Below are 18,724 nucleotides of genomic sequence, written 5' to 3' on the forward strand. Positions count from 1 at the left end.
TCGGTTTACTTATAGGTGTCGGGATAGTCGTGGTACTTGCCGATTTCCACGTCATCGAGCACAGCCAGCGCGTCGGTGGTCAATACGGCCAGCGAGCAATACAGCGAAATCAGATAGGACGCGATGGCGTGGTTGTTGATGCCCATGAAACGCACCGACAGCCCCGGGCTTTGTTCGCCGGGCAGGCCGGGCTGGAACAGACCCACTACGCCTTGGCGCTTGTCGCCCACGCGCAGCAAGATGATCTTGGTCTTACCATCGGCAACCGGCACCTTGTTCGACGGGATCAGCGGAATGCCGCGCCAGGTGATGAATTGCGAACCGAACAAGCTGATGGTCGGCGGCGGCGTGCCACGGCGCGTGGCTTCGCGGCCGAAGGCAGCAATTGCCAGCGGGTGCGTCAGGAAGAAAGCGGGTTCTTTCCAGACCTTGGTCAGCAGTTCGTCCAGATCGTCAGGGGTGGGGGCACCGGTCAGCGGGAAGATGCGCTGTTCTTCGGTGACTTGCGCCAACAGGCCGTAGTCCGGGTTGTTGATCAGCTCGCTTTCCTGATTTTCCTTGATCGTCTCGATCGTCAGGCGCAGCTGTTCCTTGATCTGGTCATGCGGGCTGCTGTACAGGTCCGAGATGCGGGTGTGTACGTCCAGCACGGTGCTGACGGCATTCAGGAAGTATTCGCGTGGGTTTTCTTCGTAGTCGACGAAGGTCCGCGGCAACTGGTTTTCGGCTTCGCGAGCGGTGCAGGTGACCTTGATGCTTTCCGGGTTCTTCACCTTGTTCAGGCGGTAAATGCCGGCTTCAACGGGCACCCATTGCAGCAGGTGGGTCAGCCAACGGGGGCTGATGGTTTCCAACTGAGGGACGGTCTTGGTCGCGTTGGCTAGCTGTCTTGCCGCGTTGTCGCCCAGTGCGACGGTCCCACCTACTGTTGCAGTCATCTTGCGCTCCGTAATAAGCAAATAAGTAAATCAGTCAAAAAACCGAGGCGAGTTTGGGCCTGCCGCGAGGCACGATCAACAGGCTATAGCCGTCAATGCGAGACTTCTGTTTCTCGCTGTTCTGCTGCGGTCTGGCAGTGTTTCAACAAGGTGGCGATGTCCAGGCCAAGTGCCTGGGCCAGCTTGTTTGCGGTGACAAGCGAGGGGATGACACGAGCGCGTTCCACCTCGCCGACATAGGACCGATTCAGGTCGGACCGTTCTGCCAGTTGTTCCTGTGACCAGCCCTGCGTTTCCCGCAACTGGCGCACGGTGGTGCCGAAGACTTCGACCAGTGTCTTGCTCATCAGGCCGACTCCAGCGCTGTGCTTGCGGGCGCAAGTGTGTCCCTGAGTGGTGTGCTTTGCAGGCTGGCCTGGGTCACGCTGGCACCTGGTGCCACGCTTTGTGTGACCCACACATTGCCGCCGATGATGGCACCGGTACCCAGTGTCACGCGGCCCAGAATGGTGGCCCCCGCGTAGATGACCACGTCGTCTTCAACGATCGGGTGGCGAGGCAGACCTTTTTCCAGATGGCCTTCTGCGTCCGTAGGGAAGCGCTTGGCTCCCAGCGTGACAGCCTGATAGACACGCACCCGTCGCCCGATGCGCGCGGTCTCACCGATGACCACGCCGGTGCCGTGATCGATAAAAAATCCTGCGCCGATCTGCGCGCCTGGATGGATGTCGATGCCGGTTTCGCTATGCGCCAGCTCGGCTACGATGCGCGCCAGCAGTGGCAGGCCAAGAATGTAGAGTTGGTGCGCCAGCCGGTGATGAATCAGGGCAAGCACACCCGGATAGCACAGCAGCACTTCGTCCACGCTGCGTGCGGCCGGGTCCCCCTGGTAGGCGGCCAGTACATCGGTGTCCAGCAGGCGACGGATGTCGGGCAGGGCGCTTGCAAAGGCGCGTATGGCTTCCAGCGCCTTGCGTTCGATCTCGGATTGGTCCGCAGGCTCGTGACGAGCGACGTATTGCAGTTCCAGCCGGGCCTGGGCTAGCAGACCTTGCAAGGCTTCATCCAGCGTATAGCCGACGTAGAAGTTTTCGCTTGCGTGTCGCATGTCCAGCGGCCCCAGGCGCATCGGAAAAAGCGCGCCTTTCAGCTTGCCGGTGATCAGCGAAAGCGCTTCACGCGAGGGAAATTCCCGTGCGCCGGGTTCACGCGCACGCTGTTGGGAATCCCGCCAGGTACGGCGAATGTCGTCCAAGGCCTGAACAACGCTGTCAACATCAAAATGAGCCATGTGTCTTCCTGTAGGTTCCTGGCTTTGTCTTGCACATGGCACTCGGCTGTGGGACCTGTCATGGCACGCGGATGGGTCTTGATGGGGTACGCAAAAACAGGGGAGGGGGTGTCAGTCCTGCACCCAGGGCAGGCCGTGGAAGCGCCAGCCATCCTGGCCGCCACGGTGCTCTTCGGCATCGAGTTCACCCTCGAAGCCTTCCAGCACATTGAATACGTGGGTAAAGCCAGCTTTTTCAGCGGCTTCGGCAGCCAGCGCAGATCGTTTACCGCTGCGGCACAGCAGCAAGACGACGGCGTCCTTGCCGCCTTCCTTCGCGACCTTGGCTTCCAGTTCGCGCACGAAACGTGGATTGCGGGTCAGGCTGGTGCCGGTGGCCCAGGGCACGTGAACGGTGCCCGGCACGTGACCGACGAACTTGCGTTCTTCGGCGGTACGGACGTCGACAAGCACGGCTTGGCCAGCTTGGGAAAGCTGCCACGCCACGGGCGGCGTGACGCCACCGGCATGGGCAAGATTGGCTTGTGATGCGGCTGCGCGAGCTTGTTCCAGCGCTGCGGGCAGGGCAATGTCGGATACTTCGTAACTCATGGGGGCTCCGGATAAAAACCATCACGGTGGTGGCGATAGACACCAATCTAGAGCGATACCCTGAGATTACGAACGAATAAAAAGTCGGTACTTAAGAGCTTGGAACTATTAGCGGCTTGGCCGCATCCGACGCGACGCGTCATGCTGGCATCGCGTTGCACGATGCCAGTGTCAAAACGGACTACTTTGATTGAGCTATTCCGATCAGGCTGGTTCGGTGGCTGTTATTTGGCGGCCGTTACTTGGTGGTTGTCGTCCGGTGGCTATTATTCTGTGCCCGTCATTGCCTGACGAACTAGCAGCGTGTCGGTGAACTGCTCGAAGGCCACCACGACCCCATCCTGCAATGTCCAGATGTGGGTCACGCGTGCCTGCATGGCTTTCCCGGTCGCACGATACACCCCGTGATAGCTGCCTACTCCTACGATCTGCTCACCGCCATCGATCAAGGTCTGCAGCTCGAAACGGTAATTTTCCCAGTCCCGGCCCAGTACCGAAAACACGTTTTCGACAACGGCCGTGGGCCCGATCCACGTCCCTGCACACGGAAAGCCTTGCATCTCCGTCCAGCGCACCTGCGGCGACACATTGGCCATCATCGCGTCGAGATCGCGCGCTGCCGATGCGGCGTAATGCGCGCGGATGATCTCGACGTTGCTTGGCGAGGCACTCACTGGACACATCCTTGAACGGTATTTCTGACGTGATCGGATGCGAGCTCAGCGGTGGCATTGATCTGCTGACTGAGCCAATCGCGCCAGGCTTCCGGCTGGCCGAAATACGCCGTGATATCCAGCGCGGAAAAGACGCCATCACGCTCCAGCACCAAGGCTGGGAATCCGTAGGCACCGGTCTGCTTCATGAACGCACGGGCGCTGGCCATGTGCGCTTGCGTGGCATCCCCTGCAATTTGTTCGAACGCATGATCGAACTGCGAGACATCAAGCCCGATATCTGCAGCAAGCTCGCGCAGCACGTGCGGATCGGAAATGCGCCTGCCTTCGACATAGTGGGCGGTTTGCACGCGCGCCAGCAATGTCAGCCCAGCACCAGCAATCTGGTCTGCTGCCAGGACTGCCGTAATGGGCGGCTCGGAATCGAACACTGCACCTTCGTCACACAGCAATCCATTGCGATAGGCCTCGCCAAAGGCTTGTCCGCTCAGGCGCGCGATGCGGGCATCGTGCGGAGTGACGAAGTTGCGCAATTCGGGGGTGACCGGACGCCGTCCGCTGCCAACCATCAAGCCACCTGCATGGGCTTGAGTCGGTGCGAGGCTGCACGCCACATCAATCAGTGGCGCGGCACCGTAACACCAGCCGCACAACGGGTCGTACACATAATGCAGTCTGACTTGGTTCATGTGTTCATCCTGAAATAAGCAGGCGGGCGGCTGCGACTGGGGGGCGGTGAAGCAAGACATCGCATCACCACACCTGGCTACGCCGAACGCGCAGCCGCCGTCGCCATTACCACTTCATTTCGCCCTTGTTCACCTTGGCACCGATGTCGAGTGCGATCAGCAGACCGGCGTCCGGGTAGGCGGCTTTCAAGGTGCTGATCAGCTCGCCGCTGTTTGCCGCCTTCGGCAGTTCAGTCTCGAAACGGGCCAGGTAGGTCTGGGTCCATTGCACTTGCGACACGTCTTGCTTGACGCCCGGCAGGCTGTGGCCTGGGATCACGCGGGCCGGTTGCAGGGCGATCATGTCGCTCAGCTTCTTGTTCCAGTCGGCACGTTCCTGCGCGCTTTGTGCGTCGGCGGTCCACAGGTGCAGGCCACCAAACACATTCACGCCGCCGGCAATCGTCTTGATCGACGGAATCCAGACATAGCTGCGATGCGGCTGGGCTTCCAGGCCCTTGATCTCAAGCTTCTCGCCTTCAAGCGTGATGCTGTCGCCTTCCAGCACGGTGGGCAGCGGCACGGACTTCGGGGCATTGGCACCCATGCGCGGTCCCCAGACCTGCAGCTTGGTCGCCAGGGTGGCTTCGATCTTCTTCAGCGTCGGGGCCGTCGTGACCACCTGAGCGTCGGGGAAATACTGCTTCAGCACTTCGATGCCAAAGTAGAAATCGGGGTCGGGTTGGCTGATGTAGATGGTTTTCAAGGTCTTCTTGCTGTCCAGCACCATGGCCACGATGCGCAGCGCATCGGCGCGGGTGAAACCGGTGTCCAGCAGCACGGCGTCGGTCTTGCCCGACACCAGCACGGCGTTCATGTGGAAGCTGTTTGCATCGGCGTTGTAGACCTGCACATTCAGCGGCGCGGTTTGCGCAGCGCCGTCGGCGACAACGCCAAGGGTCAGTGCAAACGGCGCGATCAGGCGGGCAAGGGTTTTGGCGGTGAAAGTCATGTCGCGTTCCAGATTGGAGAATCAATGACGAGACTTTATTAGCTTGTTATATGTGAATAAACAGTAGACTTGTAGATGGTTTGTCTACTGAATCGGGTAAATCTTGGATCGTTTCACTGCCATGCAAGTGTTTGTGGAAATTGCCGAGCGAGGCAGCCTGACCGAAGCCGGGCAGGCGCTGGATATGTCGCGGGCAATGGTCTCGCGCAATCTGGAAAGCTTGGAAGACTGGCTGGGCATACGCTTGCTGCACCGGACCACGCGCCGCGTCAGCCTGACGGAAGCAGGAGCCGAGGCCTTGCAGCGCTGTCGCCAGGTGCTGGAATTGACGGGCGATGTCAGGGCAGTGGCGGGGGCTCGTCAAAGCGCACCCAGCGGTCGATTGCGAATCGCCACCGCCACCTCGTTTGGGCAGGCCTGCCTGGGCGATGTGGTCGCCCAGTTTCTGGCCCGCTATCCCAAGGTGGAAATCGAATTGTTGGCTCAGGAACGCACGGTGAATCTGGTGGAAGACCGCATCGACCTGGCCGTGCGTATCGGCAATCAACTGGACGAGTCCTTGATTGCGCGCCGACTGGGCGATTGTCGCTCGGTGCTGTGCGCCTCGCCTGCCTATGTGGCGGCATCCGGCATGCCCATCGAGCCGGAATCGCTGGCTTCACATCGTTGTATTACGCATGCGTATGTAGGACGTAACGAGCTGCGCTTGCGCCAGCACGGCCAAGACATCAAGGTGCCGTTTCGAGGTGTGCTGAAGACCAATGAATCGACGATTGCGCGCAGCGCAGCCCTGAGCGGGGCGGGCATTGCCTTGTTGCCTACCTACCTGGTCAGCGAGGATCTGCAGCAGAACAGGCTCGTTCGGGTGCTGCCTGACTACGAGCCCGAGACCTTGGGCATTCACGCGGTGTATTTGTCACGCCATCACCAGCCGCCCTTGTTGCGGCTGATGCTGGATCACCTGGCGAGTTACTTCAGTAAACCCGTGGCACCCTGGGATCAGGTTCTGTCGACTGAGTCGGCTGGCGGGTAAGCGACGCTACCCGAGCGCCGTGCTACGACTGGCCCGCACCGATCAGGTATGAAACGCTGGCAGCACGTGCTCGGCCAATTCACCCAGCACATCTTGCAGCGGGCGGCGCACGCCGCTCAGGTTCAGCGTGACATGGTGGGTACCGCTGGCCCGCATCTCTTTCAGCACTTCGACCAAGCCCTTGCTGCCGGTTCGATAGCCCAGGTCGATGGGGGTCGGAGCCGCTTCCGGATCGTCGCTGAGTTCAAGGCGCATGGCGGTGCCGAACATTTTGAACGCACCCGGTGTCGCCCGATCGACAGCGGCGCGCCACATGTTGTAGCGTGCGCGCTGTTGTTCGGGTTCGCGGTGGTAGGTCATCCAGCCGATGGCATTGCGCGCGATCCAGTCTACGCTTTGGCCGCCTGAGCCGACCGCCAGCATGGGTGTGGTGGTGTCAGGCGTGGGCAACAGGAAAAAGTCGGGCGCATGCTCGGGGGTTTGGTCTGGAACCACCTTGGGATGCTCGGCCAGGGCGGCGGCCACCACGTCCCAGTTTCTGGCGTAGGTCTTGCGGCGCTCAGTGGCATCCTGGCCGAATGCTGCATATTCTGGCGGGCGGTCGCCCGATCCCAAGCCCAGGATGAAGCGTCCGCCCGACAAGGTGTTGACCGACACCGCACCCTTGGCAATGTGCAGCGGGTGCCGCAAGGTGAGCACGATCGCACCACTGATGAGGGCGATGCGCTGGGTATGCGAGGCGAGTGCGCCCAGCAGCACCCACGGGTCCAGATGACCGACCGGGTCGGGGTAGTCGGCACTGTTCAGCGGCACGTCCCGTACCCACAGCGCGGCAAAGCCCAGTTCGTCGGCGTGTTTGGCCAACGCGATCTGCGCACTGAAGTCGGCGACGATATTGCCCTCGGCGAGCAAGGGCAGAGACAGTCCGATGGACAGCCGTTGTGGGGCGAAGAGGCGGTGTAGCAGATCCGCCGAGGGTGCTGCCGTCGAGCTTTGCATCAACAGTCCTGTAAGAACGACCCTGGTGAGACAGCGCAATATGTCGTCATGTTGCGTGCCGGTGGCCGGTGTGGTCTGACTGTACAGGCAGATGATTGGTTCATCGAACTGCTTGCGTGCAGGTGTCGAGTGCTGTGGATGCCGATTACTGTGCATGCCTACTACTGTGCATGCCGATCACTGTACACGCCGATTACGATTGCTTGGTTGCATCCTTGCCTGGCGCGAGTATCGCAAGCGCGATCAATACCAATACGACCGCCGCCGCGAATGTCATCCGCATCCCCATCGCCATGGATGCCGCGTGGCCGCCTGCCAAGTCGGCAGACCGTGACCCGAAGGCAAATACTGCGCCCATCAAGGATGCGCCGGTGATCAGGCCCAGATTGCGCGACAGACCCAACATGCCGGACACCACGCCGCGCTGATCGGGCATCACATGCTTCATGGCCGAGGTATTGTTGGCCGTCTGAAACAGCGCATAACCCGCCGCCAGCAGGGCAAGCGGGGCCACATAGCCGGGGATGCCGGCTTGCATCGGCAACATGCTCAACAACAGGCTGCCGGCCAGCATGGCAAGCAGACCGGCCAACGCCATGCGATGGGCACCGAATCGATCCACCAGCCGCCCGGCAGGCACGCCGGTCAATGCTGCCGCCAGCGGACTGACAGACATAACCAGCCCCAGATGCGCAGCGTCCAGCCGCAATGCGCCCGACAGATAGAACGGGCCGACCACCATGGTTGCCATGACTACTGTCATGACCAGCGTACTGCTGGTGAACGCCTTGCTCAGCACCGGACTGTGGAAAATCGCCAGGCGGATAAGCGGCGCGGGCGATCGGGTCTCGATCAGTATGAACAGACTCAGCCCAAGGCATGCCAGACACAGCAGGACCAGGTTCAGCATCCCCAAGCCGTCTTGGGTCAGCGTGACAGCCAGGGCGTAGGCGGCAAGCGTCAGCGCAAGCAGGAGCGTGCCCAGGTAGTCGAAACGCATATCGCGCTTCCGATCCTGATCTGCGTCAGCCGGCAGGAAGCGATATGCCAGCCCCCATGCCAGTACGCCGAGCGGTACGGTTGCCAGGAAAAGCGCCGTCCAACCAAAGGCTGACAGCAACAGACCACCAAGCGTCGGCCCCAATGCCGTGCCCACTGACGACATGGTGGCAAGCAGCCCTATGGCACTGCCTGTCTTGGCTGCGGGCACGGTGCCGGTCACTAACGCCGTGGTCAACGCCATCATGATTGCCGCCCCCAGGCCTTGCACCCCGCGTGCAACGATCAGCAGGGGCAGCGAAGCTGCCATACCGCACAAGGCCGAGGCCAGCGTGAACAGCGCTATGCCGGTGAGCAGCAGGCGGCGTCGCCCGATCATGTCGCCCAGGCAACCGACGCTGACAATCACCGTGGTGATAGAGAGCAGGTACGCCAGGATCACCCACTGCACTTGCTGGAACGAGGCGTTGAACGCCTGTGCCATTGTCGGCAGGCCGACGTTGGCGATGCTGGCTCCCACGGACGACAGCAGCATCGACAAGGACAGGCTGGCCAGTGTCCATCTGAGGGCAGACGGGCTGGTGTGCAGGGTATTGATATGAACGGGTGTGGTGCTCATGAGCTTGTTCCGCAGTGACTGGTTCGGCCCGGAACGGATGCCAATCAAGGCAGGTGTCAATCAAGGCCGATACACGAATGCATGCAGCGTAGTCAGCGCAGTGGTGTGGCGGAAGGCGCACGATTTGCACTTAATCAGTGTGTCTGAGGCCATGTCAGTGTTGGCCGTGATACGGTTGATGCATGTCGCGACCCGATCTGAACCTGCTCATCACCCTTGATGTTCTGCTTGCGGAAGGCAATGTTGCGCGTGCTGCCAGGCGCTTGAACCTAAGCCCGTCGGCAATGAGCAGGTCCTTGGCAAGACTGCGCGACACCACGGGCGACCCCTTGCTGGTCAGGGCAGGGCGCGGGCTGGTGCCGACGCCGCGTGCACTTGAATTGCGCGAGCAGGTAAGCCAGCTGGTGCACGATGCCGAAGCTGTGCTGCGGCCAGCGCAGCTGCCCGATCTGACACAGCTGGTGCGAACCTTCACGCTGCGCAGTCGAGAACGTTTCGTCGAAACCTTTGGTGCCGCGCTGGTTGCGCGCGTGGCGTCCGAAGCGCCTGGGGTTCGGCTGCGTTTCGTGCCCAAGCTGGATCGCGAAAGCACGTTGTTGCGCGATGGCCTGGTTGACCTGGAAACAGGCGTGGTGGGCACCACAATGGGGCCGGAGGTGAAGGTTCAGGCTCTGTTCCGGGACAGATTCATTGGTGTCGTGCAAAGGGGGCATCCGCTGGTTCGCCATCCGGTCACGCCAGCCCGCTACGCAGCCGCCCGGCATATTCACGTATCGCGGCGCGGATTCGACCACGGACCGGTGGACGAGGCCCTTGTGCCGCTTGGTCTGACACGCAATGTCGTGACCATCGTTGGCGAATTTTCCAGTGCGGTAGCGCTTGCGCGGGCCTCGGACATGGTGGCCACCGTGCCTGAGCGGCACACAGGCAATCTACGCGACGGCATGCAGAGTTTTTCGCTGCCGGTTGCCGTGCCCGATATTACGGTGTCCCTGCTGTGGCACCCGCGTTCCCATGCCGACCCGGTGCATCGCTGGTTGCGCGATTGCGTGCGTGAAGTTTGCGCAAGCGACATATAACGGCAGGCAGGCGTTTCCCCTACTCGTCGGAACCGGCGTTCGCGGTGAATATCCATAGGGCAGGATATCTATGGCAGGACCGTTTCTTGCCCTGTTATTTCAACCGGCGTGGCCGGCCTTTTTAATGGAGGATGCTGATGCGTGCGCAATCCGATTTTCCGCCGACTGAACAATGCCCTCCAATCGACCTGAGCAAGCAGTATGAACTGCGCTACTGGTCCAATCGGCTGGGTGTCAGTCAAGACGCACTTCGTGCTGCCGTTGAGGCGGTAGGAACACATCCTGTCGATGTGACGAAGTACCTCTCGAACATCGAACAGACCTGTGTGTGCCCGGTGGGCCAAGACCCAGATGCTTCAATGCGCTGACTCATTCTGACATGGCGCTGAATGCAAAAAATCACTTTTTGCGTCGCGATAATGATTGTTTGTCTAGCGCACGAGCGTTCGCCTGACGTTGCCCCATAATTGGTGCGTGATGACAGCGACGAGGTGTGTGGTGGCCAGTGAAAAACCGGTGTTTCCGGTAGAAGGAATTGCATCAGAGCGCGTGTTGCTCCGATCGGCAGACCCGTCGCTTACTCATGAATTCCGGGCCTATCTGATTGATAACCACGCTTATCTGCAGCCCTGGGAGCCGTTGCGCGACGATGCGTTTTTCGATCCCGATGTGGTGTCTGAACGCCTGCAGTCGATGGCGCAGAAAAACGCCAATGGCGATGCCTTGTTGTTGCTGATGTTCACGCGCGAAAGCAATCGACTTATCGGCACCTGCAACTTTGCGAACATCGTGCGTGGTGCGTTCCAAGCTTGTCATCTGGGGTTCTCGGTTGCAGAAGACCTGCAGGGGCGTGGCCTGATGGCAGAGGGTTTGCGTCTGGCGCTGGCCTATGTCTTTGACCAGATGGGCCTGCATCGCGTCATGGCCAATCACCGGCCAGAAAACCATCGCAGTGCGCGTCTGCTGGCGCGATTGGGGTTTCAGCGTGAAGGCGAGGCGCGTTCGTATCTGAAGATCAATGGGGTGTGGGCAGATCATGTATTGACGTCACTGATCAATCCGAAAGAGGTTGACGGTGGCGTGCAAGCCTTGCCGGTGTGCGAACAGCGCCCCCAAGAAGTGGTTTCATGAAGAGCTTTCATGAAGCTCGTTCATAAGTCCATTCAAATTCCGCTACCTAGTCGGTGCCTGGTGCGACCTGTAGATTGCTGACTGTCAGCTGACTGCCATATTGCGGTCAGCCACTGCAGTCATGCGCATTGCCGGCATGCCCGCAATGCGCCAGCAACAAGGAGGTACGCATGCGCCCCAAGATCATCTGTCATCTGGTCAGTTCAATTGACGGCCGCTTGCTGGCCGACCGCTGGGTTCCGACCGACACGCCGTCGTGCGTGGTGACTACATCCACACGTCGGGCACGACTCGGCACCCGATTGGATTCCGATGGATTCATCGTCGGCAGCAGCAGTCTGGCGGCATTGCCTTCCGTGATGGCGGGTTCAGCCAAATCGGGCACGCGCCGCGTGGCCCTTGGTGGCAAGGACACCGGGCAAGGCGACCATTACGGCGCACGCAATGGCCGCAAGCTTGCCGTCGTCATCGACCTGGACGGCACGCTGCATTACGACAGTGACGACGCCGATGGCCACCACATCGTCACCCTGCTGGGTGACCACGTGCCGGAGACGTATTTGGCCGAGTTGCGCGCAGTGGGCGTGTCGTATCTGTTTGCAGGCCCGGACGGGCGCAATCTGGCCGATGCGCTGGCACAGCTTGGCGAAGATTTCGGTGTAGACACCCTGTTGCTTGAAGGCGGAGGGCGGCTCAACAGCACCTTCATGCATGCCGGCCTGATCGATGAGATCAGCTTGCTGGTGTGCCCGGTCATCAATGACTTGCCGGGTGGCATCAACACCTGGGAATACACCGGCACCTTGGATGAGCAGGTGGTGGCCAGGCGATACCTGAGCCACATGGCAACGGAAACACTGAATGGCGGCATGGTCTGGCTGCGGTACGCCGTGCTGGAACCTAAAGCTTCTGACGTGGCATGCACCGTCTATGCGGACGATGTGTTCTGCGACTATTCGCGCTGCTGAACAGGGCTAACTCTGCCCGTTGCATTCCACGACATCTTGCGACAGGACGGGCAGGCTGGATTTGCTATGGTGTCCCTCCGACATGACAAGAGGTGACCGTGGCAACAGGTGGCAAAGCCCCATGCAGCAAGGCGTTCGACATGCTGGCGCGATCGATTTCGCTTCGTGCGGAAAGCGAAGCGCAGCATGGCTAAGCGCGCGCCTGCATCTACCGTGCCGGAACCGCTTTTTCATGCATTCAAGCGCGACGTACCTTCTGCCGCTGAATGCCTGAACCGGCTTTACGAGGTCTACGCGCACACGACGGTGTCATACGGGTGGTGCCGCCAGTGTTTCGATCTGGAACAGGAACAGCAGATGCGAGGCCTGCGCGCCGTGCGCGAAGCACCGCTGGCGGCTTTTTCCGGCATTTATTTCGAGCACCCCAATTGTTCCGGTGGCGCGTCCACCTTCCTGCATTGGCTGCCGCGCGGTCTGGAGCTGGGGTTCTTCGACCCGGACATCGATCCAGACCTGATCGAACAATCCATGCGAGTTGGCTTATGGCATCGGCCGACAGAAGAGCAGGCGGCCTTGCGCGACGTTTTCTGTCGCGTCGCGATCAACTGGTTTGCGGCAGGCAATACAGCGCCTATGCAGGTTCCTGATTCGGCATCTGGCGTGCTCTACGGCCCGTCGTTCATCTCCCGCCGAATCATCACCGCCTTGCTGTATCTGCGTGTCGATCCGGCGGAATTGTTCGACTGGCTGATCGCGCTGGAAAGCAGCAGGGCCTGGCACTGCCTGCTCGACTTGGTCCAGGAGAACTGCGTGGTGCAGGGCCCGGTCTATTACGTGTTGGAAGACGAAGCGAACAAGGTGCTGATGTTCAAGGCCCACGCCGCGCTGGATCGCCTGGTTCGCAATGCGCTGCATGCAGCCGTGACGGATGACCGTCTGGCCGAGTACTGGTTGAGGTGGCAGGAAAACGAGCCTGCCTTGGCGCAGCGTGCGGCCGACGCAGAGTCGATGATCGCAAGCTACGCGTTTGAACTGAATGCGGATGAGCGCCGTGCGGACGAGCAACTCATCCGCACGGCGCTTGATACGGCGATGATCGGTTAAACGCCGGTATGGGCAGGGCAGCGTGCCGAGCGTGCGCCGACGGTAGCCAGGACGACCAGCAACACTGGCCATCCTGCCGCTCAATCGTCTTTTTTCTCGCCGCCGCGATAGCCGAGCGCGATACTGAGCACGATGCCCGCACCGGTGCCGATGAAAAGATTTTCGGTGGCGAGCCCGAGGGCAACGCCGACGGCGATGCCTATTGCCAAGCTGGTTCGTTGTGTCATGCCGAAAGTATAACGAGCCAGCCAGACGAAGCCGGGTGCAAGCCTATGCGCACCGATCACTGGCCGTCATATATCGGGCTTCACCATAAGGCTGGGTGTCATAGCCACCCCCCGCGATCCGGTCCCAGCCAGGACTCGGTATCTGCTCTGGGCGGCCTGGCACCTTGGATGCCGTTGGAAATCGTCGCACCTACCGACAGCAGGCGTTCACGATCCGTGGCCCCCATGGTGATGCTGGCGCGTGCGATGTATTCGGCCAGCACGCGCATGGCGGCCTCGGGGGTAGGGGCGGCACCGCCATCGGCGATACCGGTCATCAGCGATAGACATTCGTTGCTAGTCATGGCAGTCCTCTCGAAGCTCGTCGGGATGAGTCTGCCAAAAAAAGCAATTTGTCATCTTAAACATTGCGCATTGGCGTTATGAACGCCAGCGCCTGCGGCTTAACGCCCCGTCAATGCGTATTCCTGACCCCAGCGCGTGCTGTTGGTGCTGCCGGGCCTGGCAAAGATCTTCGGCTCGCGGTATTGGATACGCTTGAGCACCTCGCCGGTGGCCGGCAAGCCAAGCTCTGCCGCTGGCGTGGTCTTGCTGAAGTCCTGCAGCGAGGTCGGGATGCGGATCATGGTGAACTTGTTGAGTTCACAACTGACCTTGGTAGACGCCACGCGCTCGCAGTCTTTGTCGGTGAAGCTGGCGGTGGGCGCATCGCCGTAGAATCCGTCGACCAACACCACTTCGCCCTTGGCTACCGAGAAGCTGGCAAACGGTTTGCGAAGCGACACGAAGGCCCAGACCCCGGGCACTTCCTTGGCCGTGGTGGTCGAGGCATAACCGGCCGCGCTAGTCTGGGTGACCTGGTCATACGATGCATCGGCGGTAGAGGCACACTGTCCGCTGGCAACCCGCACTGCGGTGCAAACCGTCTGTTTGACGCGATCCGTTCTGTAGGTTGCGTCACGCCATACCTGGCCTCGGCCATATTCGGTGAAGGTGGTTTCGTCCATGACCACGGTGCCCAATGCCGATGGGCGGATTTTCGCGTTGGCAGCCGGGTTGGCAAGCACGGTGCGCGGCATGGCATTGCTGCCGCCTGCCAAGGTGTAGTTGCCGGGTTCGACCACAAACACCTGATAAAGCGTGCGGCCGAATGTCACCTGCATATGCGAGCCTTTGACGCTTTTAATCTCAATCGCAGATTGGCCGTTGCCGACTTTGAAGTTATGCGCCGGATTATCGACATTTCGCCATTCCGTTATGCCATGACGTTGTCGGGCAAACTCCGCTGACACATCCGCGTTGGACAAGTCTCCCCATTGCTGACTGTCCAGATTGACAGTCGTTGTCACCACAATTGCCTTGCCGGCTTGGATTGCACCTGACAGCAGCTGGTCGGTTGCCTCGGTCATGCTCTTTTCTGCTGCCTGCCGCTGTTGCTCGCGAGCGGCCATTTGGTCCGTGACGCTGGTCATCGTTGGCGTGGGTGCCGCGCAACCGCTCAATACCAGAACTGCCAAGGCAGGAATGCTGCCGAGCGTGATGGCTCTGCGAATATGCGTCAAGGTGGTCTCCGGATATTGTCCCGTTTGGCATGCGGGAAAGGGTGGGCGGATCGCGCGTTTCATATAGCAATGAAGCGCGAGCAACGAAGTGCGGGAAAATCAGCGGCCGATCGTATCCCGCGATACCCTGGCAGACAATATCGACTTAGTTAATCGTGTGACAAAACCCTCATTGGTTCGAATGGTAGTCTGGTAAATAGCGGGCCTGTTTTCGCATCGTCATTATGTTTTATTGATTTGATGCGTATTTGTAGCGAAAAGAAAATGGCGGCATTTTTCGGCAGCGACAGGCGAAAAAAATCCCGCCGAGGCGGGATGGATTGACGCATGGCCCTAAGGGCACGTCAGGCGTCAGCGCCGTTCTTCAGGCCAGCAAGACGGGCCTTTTCCGAGGCCTGGTTTTCCAGGTCGGACAAGCGCAGCTTCAGGCGGGGAAGTTCTGCGGTGCACAGGCTGGCAACCGAGAAGTTCTTTTCTTTCAGCGCCGCGATCTTCAGTTGTTCGAGGTGCTGAATACGTTGCGCGACTTGGTCGATCAAGCCGTTGGAGGAAGACATGGTGCGTTCTCTATGAATGTTGATGCCCTCCAAGGGTAGTCGATTCGGCGAGCCAAGGCTTGCAGCGCGTAAAATTACGCGTGTTCAGGCGTTGTTTTGGGTGTTGTCTGGGCTTTGTTCAGGCGCTTCTTTGCTCAGTTCTGCGTCGATCAAGCCGTTTTTTTCCGATGATCTGGTTTCTCATGAATTTTTCGAAGGCCGTGTTTCGCTGGCTGGGTGTTGTCTCAGTCCTTGCCCTGGCCTTGCTGAGTGCTCCCACGCTGGCAGCCGACGCCGTCAAGCCTGGCCGGTCGGGTCAGGCTATCTATAGCGTCAGCTGCGTGTCCTGCCACGGATTCGGCATGCGCGGTGCGCCCAAGGTCAGTGATTCCGCAGCCTGGGCTCCCCGGCTGGCGCAAGGCAAAGACAAGATGTACCAGCACGTGATCGACGGCATGGGTTGGATGCCCCGACGCGGCACCTGCTTTACCTGTTCCGATGACGAGGTAAAGGCGGCGGTGGACTATATGGTGTCGCAGGTGAAGTAGTGCGACGGCATGGAGAATGATTACGATTTCCTACCTGTCGTCGCACGGAACTGATTTAAAACGGGCGGTCGTGTTGTCCAGACGGCTTGCTGTCTGTCGATCAACGACCGATACCTGCCCGTTTGTTTCGGAAGCCACGTCATGCCCGACACCCTTGATGCCACAACCCTGCTGACCCGCTTTATTGATGATGAAGATGCCGCGCTCGCAGCAGGGCGGCAAGGCAAGTTCTGGCCTGCCAATCACTATCAGATATCTCCCTTGTTCACCAAGGCTGACCGGCTTCTGGAGCCGACGCAGCGGGTTCGCCTGTACACGCATGTCATGCGAATCGCGGGTCTGGTGCCGGCAGTGTCCGACAAGGAATTGCCTTTGTTGACCGAGGCGTATCGCGTCTTGTTGGTGCAGATCGATGAAAACAGTTTCGGCCATTTGGCAGGCCGGTTGGAATTGCTGTTCTGTTTTGGTTTTGATGACCAGGGTTATCTGCCCAGCGGGCCAACGAGCAGTGCGGCAGAATTGAAAGCGCGCTTGAAACTGGTGAACCAGTTGGGCAAGTACACATCCCTGCCTGGGCAACGCGACAAGCTGAAGAACTTGCAGGCGTTCAGCGGTGAGGCAGTTCGGGTGCTGGAAGTCTTGCGGCACTTGCGCTATCGACACACAAGGCGAGCCGATCACGACGAGCACGACTGGTCAATCAGCCTGATGTTCTGGGGCTTTGTGCTGATCGGATTGCTGTCGCCATCTACACGCGTGGCGCTGGTGCAAGACCTGATCGGCAACGTATACGCCTTGACGCATCAGGATCGCCGTCTGGCCATCTTGCACGAGACGGTTCAAGCGGTCTTGCCACTTGCCGAGGACGATGCCGATTTTGTTGCGCAGGCCGCCAAACTTGCCGCGATTGCCAAGGCACGACGCGATGCTACCGAATCGGTGGCGCTGGTTCGCAATCTGAATTTGCCATTCGGCGACGACGAGGACTGGCGTATTCATATTGTTTTGCAACGCGACAGCAATCCTGACAAACGTTCCTATGCGCCGGACCTTTCCCTGGAAATCGCGCCCGAGCCCGACTATCCCTGGCGGCTACGCGTCGAGACCGAGGCTGGCCAATATTCCGAATGGGCGGGCCATGTGACGCAGAACGATCTTGGCATTACCGCGCTGGGGGCAGGGCAGTTGCATGCCTTCCCCGCGTGGTTGACGTCCATGCGCGACAAGCACGGCCTGAACTTTGTGCTGGCCGAGCCAGGCGACATTCGCTGCGGGCGCAAACGCGCCGCAGCCAAGCTCATCGAGAAGTGGCTGGCGTTGCCGGATGCTTGATGGTCGACCACGCCTGGCATGACACGATGCTGTGTTCGTGCTGGCGCGTTGTCGTGCAGCGCTGGCCGACTTCCGCCACCCCATCTTTGAAGGGATACGCAAAGTCGTAGGTGGCCGGAATGACAACCTGGCCTGCTTCGTCGAAGAAGCCTGTCTTGCCGTCCTGGATGAAGCGGGACAGGCCTTCGACAAAGTAGTCGGGACCGTTGTCGTAGATCATCGGGCGCAGCAGAAATCTGCCTTGGCGATCTATGTAATACCAGCCTGTGGCGTCCAGCACGGCCGCAATTCCACCTGCAGTGAAATCATCGGCAACCCGATACTGTGCGGGCAGCCCGGGGCTGCCATCACATTGCAGGTAGCCGTAGCGGTCCTTGGCTTCATCGTGGAACGGCGCGCATAGATTCAAGGCGGCAGTGGCCATCGCGACCATCAGGCTGGCAGCCACCTTTACAGCGCCTTCACCGCGTCGGGAATGACGTAGCGTTGCCCGTCGAAGACGAGGGTGTGCTGGGTGCGCTCTTTCTTCACGATCGATTCGTTGCAGTCGCTGCCGGCCGGCACGAGTTGTGTGGTGCTGTCTTCGCTGTTCTTGGTGGCGCGGATATCGAAGAACCCGTTGCTGACCTTGCTGGTCATGCTCAACACCGTCTTGGACTTCGTGAATTCGCCCTTGCAGTTGGTATCCCACTCGCCATTCATGCGCGATACCGATGCACCGTCCAACACAATGCGCAGCGGACCTGAATCGCCATTGCGCATGGCAAACAGGCGCAAGGTCACTTCATTGAACGGGTTGGGGCGAGAAGATCCGCTGTAGCTTGCGCGCAGACCAAAGGCTTGGATACCGGGGGCGAGCACGTAGCGGGCCGTGTCGAATTCCATCTGTTCAAGCCGGATGGCATCGTCAGTCATGGCGTGGTCGACGGTGGTGCGCTGCTTCACTTTCAGTGTGGCCCGATCAAGCACCAGAATATCCAGATCGCCTTCACGATCCATGTCCAGCTCTGCACTGACAGCCATGCGCGGCACGCCAACCAGCAGCAGTTGATCATGCGCCGGCCATACCTTGCAGAACATGAACGGCACGCTACCTGGCGTGCTCTGGGGCAGCATCAGCTTGTGATCGCCCAGCAGGTAGCCAGCGGGCTTGCCTTGATCGGGGTCCAACTTTGCCGCGGGGTAGGCGTTCTGCAAGATGGTCGCTGGTTGCGGGCAAGCCTCTGCGGATGTGGCCGATTGCGCCTGCACAGTGGCGGCTAGACTGCTCAGCGCGATGGCGAGCGCGGCGGCCAGATAACGAGGGCGGGCGACCGTGTTGTGGGACTCAGGATGACTGGTATGGGCGAGCATGGCAAATGTCCGGGAGGCGGGTAATGCTGATCCGTTTGGCGGATCGTGAGGTCGTAAAGC

The 18,724-nt window shown here is 60.1% G+C and carries 22 protein-coding genes and 1 pseudogene; 8 read left to right on the forward strand and 15 right to left on the reverse strand.

The window, feature by feature from the left end:
* Positions 1–5 precede the first annotated feature (5 nt).
* The 7 genes and pseudogenes from FXN63_RS11755 to FXN63_RS11785 form a co-directional block, all read right to left on the reverse strand.
* Positions 6–938 (reverse strand): family 2A encapsulin nanocompartment shell protein, encoded by a 933-nt coding sequence (locus tag FXN63_RS11755; RefSeq protein WP_148815028.1) that lies wholly within the window; start codon positions 936–938, stop codon positions 6–8.
* 75 nt (positions 939–1,013) lie between these two features.
* A pseudogene (locus tag FXN63_RS11760) lies at positions 1,014–1,285 on the reverse strand (helix-turn-helix domain-containing protein).
* Complete coding sequence (gene epsC, locus FXN63_RS11765; protein WP_148815030.1) at positions 1,285–2,229, reverse strand: serine O-acetyltransferase EpsC; 945 nt, start codon at positions 2,227–2,229, stop codon at positions 1,285–1,287. Before epsC ends, FXN63_RS11760 begins: the two are co-directional and overlap by 1 nt.
* Before the next feature lie 111 nt (positions 2,230–2,340).
* Positions 2,341–2,820: a rhodanese-like domain-containing protein gene (locus FXN63_RS11770; protein WP_148815032.1), complete on the reverse strand. Its 480-nt coding sequence runs from the start codon at positions 2,818–2,820 to the stop codon at positions 2,341–2,343.
* A 266-nt stretch (positions 2,821–3,086) separates the two neighbouring features.
* Positions 3,087–3,494 carry a nuclear transport factor 2 family protein gene (locus tag FXN63_RS11775; RefSeq protein ID WP_246165112.1) on the reverse strand — a complete coding sequence of 136 codons (408 nt, stop codon included), beginning with the start codon at positions 3,492–3,494 and terminating at the stop codon, positions 3,087–3,089.
* Positions 3,491–4,183: a DsbA family protein gene (locus FXN63_RS11780; protein WP_148815036.1), complete on the reverse strand. Its 693-nt coding sequence runs from the start codon at positions 4,181–4,183 to the stop codon at positions 3,491–3,493. Before FXN63_RS11780 ends, FXN63_RS11775 begins: the two co-directional genes overlap by 4 nt.
* 106 nt (positions 4,184–4,289) lie before the next feature.
* Complete coding sequence (locus tag FXN63_RS11785) at positions 4,290–5,174, reverse strand: MBL fold metallo-hydrolase (RefSeq protein ID WP_148815038.1); 885 nt, start codon at positions 5,172–5,174, stop codon at positions 4,290–4,292.
* 103 nt (positions 5,175–5,277) lie between these two features.
* Here FXN63_RS11785 and FXN63_RS11790 point away from each other — a divergent pair, with 103 nt between their 5' ends.
* Positions 5,278–6,207, forward strand: coding sequence for a LysR family transcriptional regulator (locus FXN63_RS11790; RefSeq protein WP_148815040.1), 930 nt, complete (start codon positions 5,278–5,280; stop codon positions 6,205–6,207).
* Positions 6,208–6,249: 42 nt separating this feature from the next.
* Here FXN63_RS11790 and FXN63_RS11795 read toward each other — a convergent pair whose 3' ends face one another.
* Positions 6,250–7,206: an LLM class oxidoreductase gene (locus tag FXN63_RS11795; RefSeq protein ID WP_148815042.1), complete on the reverse strand. Its 957-nt coding sequence runs from the start codon at positions 7,204–7,206 to the stop codon at positions 6,250–6,252.
* 193 nt (positions 7,207–7,399) lie between these two features.
* Positions 7,400–8,824, reverse strand: a complete 1,425-nt coding sequence (locus FXN63_RS11800; RefSeq protein ID WP_148815044.1) for an MFS transporter — start codon at positions 8,822–8,824, stop codon at positions 7,400–7,402.
* 182 nt (positions 8,825–9,006) lie between these two features.
* On the opposite strand from FXN63_RS11800, the gene FXN63_RS11805 reads away from it, so the two are divergent.
* The 5 genes from FXN63_RS11805 to FXN63_RS11825 all read left to right on the forward strand — a co-directional run bounded on the left by FXN63_RS11805 (position 9,007) and on the right by FXN63_RS11825 (position 13,106).
* Complete coding sequence (locus FXN63_RS11805; protein WP_148815046.1) at positions 9,007–9,903, forward strand: LysR family transcriptional regulator; 897 nt, start codon at positions 9,007–9,009, stop codon at positions 9,901–9,903.
* Positions 9,904–10,040: 137 nt separating this feature from the next.
* A complete protein-coding gene (locus tag FXN63_RS11810; protein WP_148815048.1) occupies positions 10,041–10,271 on the forward strand; it encodes a DUF3606 domain-containing protein in 231 nt (76 codons plus the stop codon).
* Between the two features lie 181 nt (positions 10,272–10,452).
* Positions 10,453–11,034 carry a GNAT family N-acetyltransferase gene (locus tag FXN63_RS11815; protein WP_246165113.1) on the forward strand — a complete coding sequence of 194 codons (582 nt, stop codon included), beginning with the start codon at positions 10,453–10,455 and terminating at the stop codon, positions 11,032–11,034.
* Positions 11,035–11,204: 170 nt separating this feature from the next.
* The gene (locus FXN63_RS11820) at positions 11,205–12,002 is read left to right on the forward strand and encodes a dihydrofolate reductase family protein (RefSeq protein WP_148815052.1); all 798 of its coding nucleotides are present in this window, start codon (positions 11,205–11,207) and stop codon (positions 12,000–12,002) included.
* Between the two features lie 186 nt (positions 12,003–12,188).
* Positions 12,189–13,106, forward strand: a complete 918-nt coding sequence (locus FXN63_RS11825; protein ID WP_148815054.1) for a hypothetical protein — start codon at positions 12,189–12,191, stop codon at positions 13,104–13,106.
* 80 nt (positions 13,107–13,186) lie between these two features.
* Here FXN63_RS11825 and FXN63_RS11830 read toward each other — a convergent pair whose 3' ends face one another.
* The 4 genes from FXN63_RS11830 to FXN63_RS11845 all read right to left on the reverse strand — a co-directional run bounded on the left by FXN63_RS11830 (position 13,187) and on the right by FXN63_RS11845 (position 15,452).
* Positions 13,187–13,393 carry a glycine zipper domain-containing protein gene (locus tag FXN63_RS11830; RefSeq protein WP_148815056.1) on the reverse strand — a complete coding sequence of 69 codons (207 nt, stop codon included), beginning with the start codon at positions 13,391–13,393 and terminating at the stop codon, positions 13,187–13,189.
* Between the two features lie 38 nt (positions 13,394–13,431).
* The gene (locus FXN63_RS11835) at positions 13,432–13,677 is read right to left on the reverse strand and encodes a hypothetical protein (protein WP_148815058.1); all 246 of its coding nucleotides are present in this window, start codon (positions 13,675–13,677) and stop codon (positions 13,432–13,434) included.
* 99 nt (positions 13,678–13,776) lie between these two features.
* Positions 13,777–14,895: a hypothetical protein gene (locus FXN63_RS11840; protein WP_148815060.1), complete on the reverse strand. Its 1,119-nt coding sequence runs from the start codon at positions 14,893–14,895 to the stop codon at positions 13,777–13,779.
* Between the two features lie 344 nt (positions 14,896–15,239).
* Positions 15,240–15,452, reverse strand: coding sequence for a hypothetical protein (locus tag FXN63_RS11845; RefSeq protein ID WP_148815062.1), 213 nt, complete (start codon positions 15,450–15,452; stop codon positions 15,240–15,242).
* A gap of 182 nt (positions 15,453–15,634) precedes the next feature.
* Between FXN63_RS11845 and FXN63_RS11850 the strand changes: the two genes are divergently transcribed.
* Together FXN63_RS11850 and FXN63_RS11855 are read left to right on the forward strand one after the other, a co-directional pair.
* On the forward strand, positions 15,635–15,979 hold the full coding sequence (locus FXN63_RS11850) for a c-type cytochrome (RefSeq protein ID WP_148815064.1): 345 nt from the start codon (positions 15,635–15,637) through the stop codon (positions 15,977–15,979).
* 141 nt (positions 15,980–16,120) lie between these two features.
* Positions 16,121–17,311 (forward strand): hypothetical protein, encoded by a 1,191-nt coding sequence (locus tag FXN63_RS11855; RefSeq protein ID WP_148815066.1) that lies wholly within the window; start codon positions 16,121–16,123, stop codon positions 17,309–17,311.
* Here the strand turns inward: FXN63_RS11855 and FXN63_RS11860 are convergent.
* Both FXN63_RS11860 and FXN63_RS11865 read right to left on the reverse strand, forming a co-directional pair.
* Positions 17,277–17,759 carry a WG repeat-containing protein gene (locus FXN63_RS11860; protein ID WP_148815069.1) on the reverse strand — a complete coding sequence of 161 codons (483 nt, stop codon included), beginning with the start codon at positions 17,757–17,759 and terminating at the stop codon, positions 17,277–17,279. The two genes, FXN63_RS11855 and FXN63_RS11860, sit on opposite strands and share 35 nt — an antisense overlap.
* Before the next feature lie 2 nt (positions 17,760–17,761).
* Positions 17,762–18,664 (reverse strand): PA3715 family protein, encoded by a 903-nt coding sequence (locus FXN63_RS11865; RefSeq protein WP_148815071.1) that lies wholly within the window; start codon positions 18,662–18,664, stop codon positions 17,762–17,764.
* Positions 18,665–18,724: the final 60 nt, after the last annotated feature.

The organism is Pigmentiphaga aceris (assembly GCF_008119665.1).
Classification (GTDB): domain Bacteria; phylum Pseudomonadota; class Gammaproteobacteria; order Burkholderiales; family Burkholderiaceae_B; genus Pigmentiphaga; species Pigmentiphaga aceris.